The following is a 2,507-nucleotide window of genomic DNA, read 5'->3' as shown; positions in this document are numbered from 1 at the left end:
GTTATAGAAGATTGCTGCAACATGCACCCACTTGTCTTTTAACTGATCCGATGGTATACCAATAATATTGCTTTCGCCCGTATTAAATCCAAAAAATCCGTCTGCAAACCAAAGTGCATAATGGGTATTCCATGAAAACGGCATGACAGAATTAGTTCCATCCCATTTCATCCAAAACTCCACCGTATTTTTAGCACCTGATGTTTGGTTTACAGATAAATTCTGCATCATGCTCTGATCACTCCCCTTAAAATGGAGAGTAGATAACTTATGCGTTATGTTCCCATTATTATCGTATACGTAGTCTATACTTTGTCCAGTAGTGGATTGAGCATCATTTAACCGTCCAGCCCCATCATATGAATACTTACTTTCAACATTTGCAGCAGAAGCTTGGACGTTACCAATCTGTAATACCATACCGCAAATAAATAAGATTGCACACATCATCAAAATGATGCGTTTATTCTGCCGTGCTAACCAATTCATTCTTATTCTCACCTTTCTAATCCAACCTCCCAAGCTATTTATTGCTACTCTATTACGTATCCCCATATTGCACCAGTTAATATATGTTATTTCAAACGTATATACAAAGACTCCTACCAACAATCGAATTCGCGCTCTCTCTTTGGAGTTTAATTAGTAATGGATTGATTCCGGCAACAACCATTACCAGATTGTCTGCTCACTATAGTAGTCGGACTATGTACCCCTTAAGTTGCGATATTCTCTTTCTCGCCCTCCTATCAACTTGGAAGGACTGTTCGTTTCGATTTTATTTACAATCTCAATTTATTTCGGGAAAAACCATGAGAAAGCGAAGGTAAGGTAGTTGCATCAAAACACGGTGGTATCTGATGATTACGGAGTTATGACAATGAAAGAGGTTTGTGATGAAGGGGGATATTATTTAACACTTTTATGTGCGCACAACCGTATAAGAAAAATATCATACGGGGTTGATAAGGGTTAGGTTCTTTCGGGACATGCCGACCGATTCATTCGGCACTGGGTGGGGATAAAAAAAGACCTTGGGGACATGGCCCCAAGGCATAATTCCAAGATACGATACAAGACAATACTTACTAATACATACCAAAATACTCATCCGAATACTCACCGTCAATTGTATACTCAATATCAAAGTAGTACTGTTGAATTTGTGTCTTTGGATGAAGTAATTCAAGACAGACTCTAAAAAACGGATATATTCTATCGTGGTTATTGATAAATATCTCTGTACACTTATAGCGTATAATAAAATCTTTGAGTTTCATGTTATTTGGTAATTTTTCTTCTTCCTCCTTTAAATAATTTGATTCACTGTTTAGTATTAGTTCTTCTAGTGTTTTAATCGACTCTTTTTTTACGTCTTCAAAAAGATATGCTTCATTAAAAATTTTCTCAAGATCTACTAAATTCATTTTATACCTCCCTACTTACCTTTTGTAATGTAATCAAACAATAAATTACCTTTATCATCTATTCTGCCATATACCCTTACATGATTGGATGCCTTTGCTACCTTTAACTTATATGTGTATAAGTTACCTTTGTGTTTTAATTGCTCATTTTTCGATAAAAAGATAATCCCATTGTCATTTGAACGAGTATTTGCTGAACCCTTTTTCATCGCTCGATCAAATTGTTCATCTAGTCCTAGTCTTTTTAACTCTTGATAGGTATCTCGTTGAATCCAACGAGAATCGGGAAGACACGAGTTATGTGTCCAAATTCCAAGATTCGATACAAAATACGTATGGAAGTCCTTTACCATAAAATTGTATACAGTGGTATGCTCTTTCTTAAGCTCAATCTTCTCAATAGCTAACTCCTTGCCATCCGAAGTTGTCAGAACATCGCCCACCACAAGGTTCTTGGATTCGACCCATCCTTTTCCAATAATCCAAAACGGATGCTCGTCAGTGGTCGTTATGATCTCGCCACCAACAGTAATATTATACGTTTCCTCAACATCACGTTGGAAGAGCCACTCAACTTCTTTGTAAGCCATCTCACCTGTCTCATCGTCTTTGGCTAGAACTTTGTCACCTACCTCGATTTCCTCGATAGGTTTCTCCCCTTCGTCTGTTAATACCCTCGTCCCTGCAGTAAAGCAATTGCACTTTGCAAGTACTTTTGCAGCAGCTTTACTAACTTTGGTTCCTGCTTTAATTATTTTTGCCGGAGGAAATAATCCCAACAACACAAGTCCCTTATCTGCTAATGAGCTATTAGGATCCAACATGGTATTTACATCATCTAGTACAAAGAAATTAGCGCCTTCAACTGCCAATGTTTTACCTGCTTCGGCCTGTGCTTTTAGAATCGTCTTGCATTGCCCCGGACTCGCTGCACACGTCATTGCAGGTGTTGGTGCCATCGGTATCCCAATATGTCCACTCGGATCTACGTATTTCAACGGATTATTCGATACATACGTATACAAATTCAAACTCAGCGGATCATTGATGTCCCCTTCATACGTATCCTCATTAATAAAC

3 protein-coding genes are annotated in these 2,507 nt (G+C 38.0%); all 3 read right to left on the bottom strand.

Annotation, left to right across the window (positions count from 1 at the left end; genetic code table 11):
• Positions 1–489, bottom strand: a 489-nt coding sequence (locus BBG47_RS27690; protein ID WP_139070807.1) for a LamG domain-containing protein, incomplete at its 3' end; no start/stop codon positions are given.
• 599 nt (positions 490–1,088) lie between these two features.
• Positions 1,089–1,427 (bottom strand): hypothetical protein, encoded by a 339-nt coding sequence (locus BBG47_RS27685; protein WP_065294425.1) that lies wholly within the window; start codon positions 1,425–1,427, stop codon positions 1,089–1,091.
• Positions 1,428–1,438: 11 nt separating this feature from the next.
• Positions 1,439–2,507, bottom strand: a 1,069-nt coding sequence (locus tag BBG47_RS27680; RefSeq protein WP_254659952.1) for a polymorphic toxin-type HINT domain-containing protein, incomplete at its 5' end; no start/stop codon positions are given.

This window comes from Paenibacillus sp. KS1, from assembly GCF_001680695.1.
Taxonomy (GTDB): domain Bacteria; phylum Bacillota; class Bacilli; order Paenibacillales; family Paenibacillaceae; genus Paenibacillus_B; species Paenibacillus_B suaedae.
Note: the sequence above shows the minus strand (reverse complement) of the source record. Positions and strands in the feature narration are given on the sequence as shown.